The organism is Catenovulum sp. 2E275 (assembly GCF_025515275.1).
In the GTDB taxonomy this organism is placed as follows: Bacteria; Pseudomonadota; Gammaproteobacteria; order Enterobacterales; family Alteromonadaceae; genus Catenovulum.
Genome location: NZ_JAOPFU010000001.1, coordinates 293,111 through 299,960 on the forward strand (window position 1 = coordinate 293,111; position 6,850 = coordinate 299,960).

Sequence of the window (6,850 nt, forward strand, 5' to 3'; positions counted from 1 at the left end):
ATAATGGTCAATTTTTGACTTTAATTAGAGTTAACTCGAACAAGGGTTAGTTTGTCTAACCCATATAAAACGGGTCTGTTGGAGTTTTTATGATTTACGTGGTGATGGGTGTTAGCGGGTGTGGAAAATCGTCTATCGGACAAGCATTGGCTGACAAATTAAATGTTAATTTTTATGATGCGGATGACTTTCATAGCAAATCATCGGTTGAAAAAATGTCAAATGGCATTCCATTAACCGATGAGGACAGATTACCTTGGTTAACTAATCTTGCCGAGCAAATGGTATCGTGGAATCAGCAAGGTGGCGCTGTATTAGCCTGTTCTGCATTAAAACAAAAATATCGTGAATGGTTATCTCAGCCTCAACCGGATCAAGTCACTTTTGTTTATTTGCAAGGTAGTTTTGAGTTAATTTCAAATCGTTTAGCGGCACGTAAAGGTCATTTTATGAGCGCTAAATTATTAACTTCACAATTTGAGACACTTGAAGAGCCAACAGATGCTATTATTGTCAGTATCGAGCCTCAGCCGGCCGAAATTGTTGAACAAATTTTACAGGAAATAAAATAATGTCTTATCCAATTCATAATGTTGACACAGATAAAACGATTTCAGATGCTGATTTAACGGTTATTTTAGACGAATTTATTGCCCAAAAAGCAGCGACTGCAAAGCGTGTTTTATTATTACCACCAGACATTACGCGTTTTTATTCAAAAGCGGGTTTTATCTCTAACTATTTGTATCAAAAGTTAAAAGATCAGGCCGAAGTTTATTTATTACCAGCACTAGGCACACATGATCCGATGAGCGATGGTGAAATTGATGCAATGTTTGGCACTGAAATTCCAAAAGAGCGTTTTTTACCGCACAGATGGCGCACCGATGTGGTTAAGTTTGGTGAAATTAGCTCAGACCGTATGTTGGAATTATCTGAAGGTAAACTCGATTACGCCATGGATGTTGCCGCCAATAAATTATTGGTTGAAGGCAACTGGGACTTAATTGTTTCGGTCGGTCAAATAGTGCCACACGAAGTAATTGGTATGGCAAATTACACTAAAAACATTTTAGTTGGCGTGGGTGGCTCAGATACCATTCATAAATCTCACTTTTTAGGTGCGGTTTATGGCATGGAGCGCATTATGGGTCAGGTTAATACGCCAGTGCGTCAAGCCTTAAACGAAGGATTTGATCAATATTTACGGCACTTACCAATCGAGTTTATTTTAACTGTGTTAGGTAATAAAAACGATAAGTTAGCTTTACAAGGTGTATTTTGTGGTAATCAGGATGAAACCTATGTTGAAGCCTGTAAATTAAGCCAAAAATTAAACCTAAATTTATTAGATAAGCCGATTAAAAAAGCCGTGGTGTATTTAGAACCATCAGAATTTAAAACCACTTGGTTAGGTAATAAATCAATTTATCGTACACGCATGGCAATGGCTGATGAAGGTGAATTGATTGTCTTAGCACCAGCACTTCATCGTTTTGGTGAAGATATGGCAATCGATAAATTAATTCGTGAATTTGGCTATAAAACGACAGATGAAACCTTAGAAGCGGTTAAAAATAACCCTGAATTAGCGAATAATTTATCTGCTGCGGCGCATTTAATTCATGGTACAACCGATAATCGTTTTTCGGTGACATATTGCCCTAAAGATGGTGTTTCAAAAGAAGAAATTGAGTCAGTCAATTATAACTATTGTCATTATGATGAAATGACCAAAAAATATCCGATTGAAACTTTAAAAGATGGTTGGAATACCATGCCAGACGGTGAAGAAATCTTTTACGTGAGCAATCCTGCATTAGGTTTGTGGGCGTTTAAGGAGAAATTTGTTGAAGCTAAATAAGGTTGATTTACTGCACTTAGATGTTGCCGGTGGTATTGCTGGCGATATGTTTATAGCTGCGTGTTTAGATGCTTTTCCTGAGTTAGCCGATGGGGTTAAACACATGGCTGAGCATTTATTGCCACAAAGTGCAGGCACTATCACTTTTTTTAGAGATGTGAATGCTGGGATTAGTTGTCAGCGGGTTGAGTTAAAATCGGCGACAGAGCAAGATAATCATCATAGTTGTGATCATGCTAATGAGGTACATCAGCATAATCATGGGCATACCCATGATCACAGCCATGAGCATTCGCATCAACATAGTCATTCCCACAAACATGAACACAGCGCAGAGACAACGTATATTGCGTTAAAAAATAAAATTGAAACCTCAGGCATTCGTAACAATGTTATCCAAATTGCAGTTGATATTTTAACGATTTTGGCAAAGGCGGAAGCAAAGATTCACGCTACTGATATTAATCAGGTGCATTTTCATGAGTTAGCAGACTGGGATTCATTGTTTGATGTGGTGGGTGCGGCTTATATTATCGATGCGTTAAATCAAGCTAAATGGTCGATCTCCAGCTTGCCTTTAGGTGGCGGCTTGGTTAAAACTCAGCATGGTTTAATTCCGGTACCGGCTCCGGCAACGGCTGAAATATTAAAAGGTTTTGAATTTAGAGACGATGGCATTCAAGGGGAGCGAATTACCCCAACCGGTGCTGCTATTTTAAAGTATTTACAATTAAATAAGCTGTTATTGGATAAACCAAAACGTCAGCTAATTCAAACTGGTTATGGTGGCGGTAGTAAGCGTTTTGCTAATATGCCCAATATTTTACGTGTTATGGCGTATCAAACTGAGCAAGTTAGCTGTGATAGCCTGACTGAATATGAGCAGGTTATACAACTCAGTTTTGATGTCGATGATATGACCCAGGAAGAATTAGCTTGGGCAACCGATAAACTCAGAGCGGAATCTGATTTGATTGATTTGTCTGTTAATTCAGCTCGGGGTAAAAAGAATCGCTTAGTTGAGCAGGTGAATATTTTACTGAAAGAAACGCATCTTGATTCAGTAATTAAAGACTGTTTTAGATATACTTCAACGATTGGTGTTAGGTGGCAAAAGTTAAATCGATTGTGTTTATTAAGATCGCAACACTCAGTATTATTAGATGATGACGCTTATTCAGTTAAACAAGTGATGCGCCCTGCGCTGGATAATTCGAGTTATCCAACCAATAAAGTTGAGAGTGATGATTTAGCAAGCTGTAAGACACTTGCGCAAAGACGTAAATTAAAACAGCAGATTGAATGAGTAAAGCATGAGCCAAATAAATCAGAAGTTAGATAACTTGGTTAACGTATTAAATCAGTACCCTGAGCTGGCAATTGCGGTAAGCGGTGGGGTTGATAGTATGCTGTTGATGTATGTTGCACATAAGTTTTCAACAACACAGGCAACCGCTATTCATGCTTATTCACCGGCTGTGCCAAGTGGTGCATTAACCCTGATTAATCAATATGCAGAAAATGAAACTTGGTCATTACAATTAATTGATGCTCAAGAATTAACCGACGAACGCTATCGAGAAAACCCAGTAAATCGTTGTTATTATTGTAAATCTAAACTTTATCAGCGAATTGGTGAGGTGTATGCGAAAACAGTTGCTTCCGGTACTAATTTAGATGATTTAGGTGATTATCGACCCGGTTTAACCGCAGCGGCCGAAAATAAAATTGTTCAGCCGTATGTTGATGCAAACTTGTCTAAAGCCGATATTTATCAGTTAGCTGCCGATTTAAACTTAACTGATCTAAAACAATTACCGGCACAGCCATGTTTAGCCAGCCGGTTAGAAACAGGTATTGAGGTTGACAGTATTAAGCTCGGTTTTATTGATTTAGTTGAACAAAAAATAAAAGCTTTTATGCAATCTCAAGAAACCGTGAGATGCCGCTTAACCCATCAAGGGGTATATGTTGAACTGGGGTCAATTCCAAAAGAGCCAATGCTGTCAGATATGATGAATGCAGTGAAGCTTGAGTGCGATAAACAGGGGTATATTTTCTCTGGTGTTAAGCATTATCAAAAAGGTTCGGCTTTTATTCATCCTGGTGTAAAGGTTTAATTATGCAGGAATTTAGTTGGGATACCGACAGGCAAGCCCGAACCGGTATCGAAGAAGCAGTTTATTGTGAAGGTAAAAGCATTGCTCAAATTAGGCATATTTTACAATTTCATCAGCAAAATCAAACGCAGGTTTTATTAACCCGTTTTTCAGCAGAGCAGCATAATGCTTTAGCTGGTGAATTTGCGACTCAACTTGAGTATTGTGAACAAGGTAAAATCGCCATTTTTGGTGAACCTAAGCCAGTTATAAACCGCTCAGATATTTGCATAGTCACTGCTGGCACATCAGATGTCGCGCTCGCTAAAGAAGCGCAGGTGACTTTAAAATATCATGGTTTTGAAAGTCCGATTATTGCAGATGTGGGTGTAGCCGGTTTACACAGGCTATTGAATAAACTGGATGAAATTAAACAATATAAACTGGTGATTGCTGTTGCCGGTATGGAAGGCGCATTATTTAGTGTATTAGCTGGTTTAATTAAAGCGCCGGTGATTGCAGTACCAAGCTCGGTTGGTTATGGCGTTTCGGTGAACGGACAAAGTGCGCTGAGCAGTGCGTTATCAGCCTGTGCACCGGGCATTTTAACGGTTAATATTGATAATGCTTTTGGCGCAGCGATTGCTGCGGTGAAAACGTTAAATATGTTTCATGCCTGTGCGGAGCAAGAAAAATGAACGAAATAGTCTTGTTATTTGGTGCGCTTGCGTTGGGTTTAGTGCACGCATTGGATGCAGATCATGTGATGGCGGTTTCAGTTTTATCCAGTAAAGAAAATAAGTTTTTAGCGATTGTAAAAAGCGCATTAAAATGGGGCAGTGGTCATGGCCTAATTTTAACCTTGGTTGGGATCTTATTTATTTGGTTGGATTATGGGTTAAATGATGCGCTGGTTGCTTCAGCGGAAAATTTAGCTGGCATTATTTTAATTGTTTTGGGTGTTGCAACCCTGTTGCGAATATGTAAAGGTAAGCTACAGTTATCTAATCATACTCATGGTCAGGTAAAGCATACACACTGGATCAAAAAGTATGTAGGTCAAAAAACGCATAACCATACGCCGGTTTTTGTCGGCATGGTGCATGGGTTAGCTGGAAGCGCGCCTATTATTGCGATTACGCCTATGCTGATGCAAACCAGTGCAGTATACGCAACTGCCTATATTATTTTATTCAGTTTAGGATGTATTTTGGGGATGGCGTTTTTTGCTCTTATTTGGGGTAAGTTATGCCAAAAAGTTCAGACTCTTGAGCAATGGATAATCAATTTAAGCCATGCGGTTCTAGGTGGATTATCAATTAGTTTAGGTTTTTATTGGTTAAGTTAAATATTGTATTTAACTATTGGTTTTTTCAGCGGTTTTTGCTGTTTTTTTTGCGCTGGTTATGCCACCGGTAGCATTAAGCAATTAAAAACCGCTTTAACAAAAAAGGTGAAGGTATGTTAAAAATTGAAAAGTATACTATTGGTGTAGGTGATAGATTTGGTCATCAGGCAGAAGCTCAATTACAGGCGATGATTGATGCTAAAGCAAAATTAGGTGTTGATATTTATCCGGTTTGGAACAAGTCAAACCGTGAACACCAAATTATCGGTACTGTTCCTCAAAGCTTACGCGACGAAGCAGATGCAGCTGTAAAAGTTAAAGGTTGGGATAAACCTTATTTTGTTGATGCTGACCACATTCAATTAGGTACAGTTGACTCTTTTATTGCTTGTAGTGACTTTTTTACTTTAGACGTAGCAGAGCAAATTGGCTTAGCTGCGCCAGAAGCTGACATTGAAGCTTTTGTTAAAGCGCAGGCTAAATATATCGGCGAATTACAAATCCCGGGTATTGAAGAAACTTTCCATGTAACTGAAGATAATGTTCGTGCAATTGCCAAAGAATTTTTAGGTGCAGTTAAATTAGCAAAACAGATTTTTGAAAAAATCAGTGCAAATAAATCAGCTCCTTTTGTGACCGAAGTTTCAATGGATGAATGTGAAAACCCACAAACACCATTAGAATTATTCTTTATCTTAAGTGCGATTGCTCAAGAGGGTATTCCAGCTCAAACGGTTGCACCTAAATTCACTGGCCGTTTTAACAAGGGTGTGGATTATGTTGGTGATGTTGCTCAATTCGACAAAGAATTTGATCAAGATTTAGCGGTAATTGCTTTTGCAATCAAAGAGTTTGGCTTACCAGAAACATTAAAGTTAAGTGTTCACTCAGGTTCAGATAAATTCTCTATTTATGAGTCAATCGGTAAAAACTTGAAAAAACATAACGCTGGTATCCACTTAAAAACAGCTGGTACAACTTGGTTAGAAGAGTTAATCGGTTTAGCTGAAGCTGGTGGCGAAGGTTTAGTTATTGCAAAAGAAGTATATGCAGCTTCAATTGCTAACTACGAAGCATTATGTGCACCGTATGCAACCGTTATCGATATTGATGCAAGCAAACTACCAACAGCTGAAGCCGTTAACGACTGGACAAGCGATCAATATGTAAATGCTTTACGTCATGATTTAGATCACCCTGAATATAACCCTAACGTTCGTCAATTATTGCACGTAGGTTATAAAGTGGCAGCACAAATGGGCGACCGTTATTTACAAGCGTTAAAAGATAACAAAGCTATCGTAGGTAAAAACGTAACAGAAAATATCTACGATCGTCACATTAGCCGTATTTTTGGTTAATACTGACATTAAAAACAACTGAGCTAAACGCTCAGTTGTTTTCTTAAAGCTTAGGAGAATATTACACGATGAAAGCACTATCAGATATCGGCCTAGTAGGCCTTGCGGTTATGGGTGAAAACCTGGTTTTAAACATGGAATCTAAAGGATTCACAGTGACCGCTTACAACCGTAGTTA

Annotated in this window: 8 protein-coding genes; all 8 read left to right on the forward strand. The window is 38.6% G+C overall.

What is annotated here, in order from left to right; all coding sequences use genetic code 11:
* Positions 1-89 precede the first annotated feature (89 nt).
* A complete protein-coding gene (locus N7931_RS00940; RefSeq protein ID WP_262791367.1) occupies positions 90-572 on the forward strand; it encodes a gluconokinase in 483 nt (160 codons plus the stop codon).
* Positions 572-1,864 (forward strand): lactate racemase domain-containing protein, encoded by a 1,293-nt coding sequence (locus N7931_RS00945; protein WP_262791368.1) that lies wholly within the window; start codon positions 572-574, stop codon positions 1,862-1,864. The genes N7931_RS00940 and N7931_RS00945 overlap by 1 nt, the downstream gene beginning before the upstream one ends.
* A complete protein-coding gene (locus N7931_RS00950; protein ID WP_262791369.1) occupies positions 1,851-3,170 on the forward strand; it encodes a LarC family nickel insertion protein in 1,320 nt (439 codons plus the stop codon). Before N7931_RS00945 ends, N7931_RS00950 begins: the two co-directional genes overlap by 14 nt.
* A gap of 7 nt (positions 3,171-3,177) precedes the next feature.
* Positions 3,178-3,984, forward strand: a complete 807-nt coding sequence (locus tag N7931_RS00955; RefSeq protein WP_262791370.1) for an ATP-binding protein — start codon at positions 3,178-3,180, stop codon at positions 3,982-3,984.
* Positions 3,985-3,986: 2 nt separating this feature from the next.
* Positions 3,987-4,661, forward strand: coding sequence for a nickel pincer cofactor biosynthesis protein LarB (larB, locus tag N7931_RS00960; protein WP_262791371.1), 675 nt, complete (start codon positions 3,987-3,989; stop codon positions 4,659-4,661).
* Complete coding sequence (locus tag N7931_RS00965) at positions 4,658-5,311, forward strand: sulfite exporter TauE/SafE family protein (RefSeq protein ID WP_262791372.1); 654 nt, start codon at positions 4,658-4,660, stop codon at positions 5,309-5,311. The genes larB and N7931_RS00965 overlap by 4 nt, the downstream gene beginning before the upstream one ends.
* 113 nt (positions 5,312-5,424) lie before the next feature.
* Positions 5,425-6,672 (forward strand): tagaturonate epimerase family protein, encoded by a 1,248-nt coding sequence (locus N7931_RS00970; protein WP_262791373.1) that lies wholly within the window; start codon positions 5,425-5,427, stop codon positions 6,670-6,672.
* Between the two features lie 68 nt (positions 6,673-6,740).
* Positions 6,741-6,850 (forward strand): NAD(P)-binding domain-containing protein (locus N7931_RS00975; RefSeq protein WP_262791378.1); only part of this gene is annotated, 110 nt, incomplete at its 3' end.

What these genes read in the sequence shown, in the direction of transcription:
- N7931_RS00940 (WP_262791367.1), top strand. Translation starts at nt 90, where the DNA reads ATGATTTACGTGGTGATGGGTGTTAGCGGGTGTGGAAAATCGTCTATC.
- N7931_RS00945 (WP_262791368.1), top strand. Translation starts at nt 572, where the DNA reads ATGTCTTATCCAATTCATAATGTTGACACAGATAAAACGATTTCAGAT.
- N7931_RS00955 (WP_262791370.1), top strand. Translation starts at nt 3,178, where the DNA reads ATGAGCCAAATAAATCAGAAGTTAGATAACTTGGTTAACGTATTAAAT.
- larB (WP_262791371.1), top strand. Translation starts at nt 3,987, where the DNA reads ATGCAGGAATTTAGTTGGGATACCGACAGGCAAGCCCGAACCGGTATC.
- N7931_RS00965 (WP_262791372.1), top strand. Translation starts at nt 4,658, where the DNA reads ATGAACGAAATAGTCTTGTTATTTGGTGCGCTTGCGTTGGGTTTAGTG.
- N7931_RS00970 (WP_262791373.1), top strand. Translation starts at nt 5,425, where the DNA reads ATGTTAAAAATTGAAAAGTATACTATTGGTGTAGGTGATAGATTTGGT.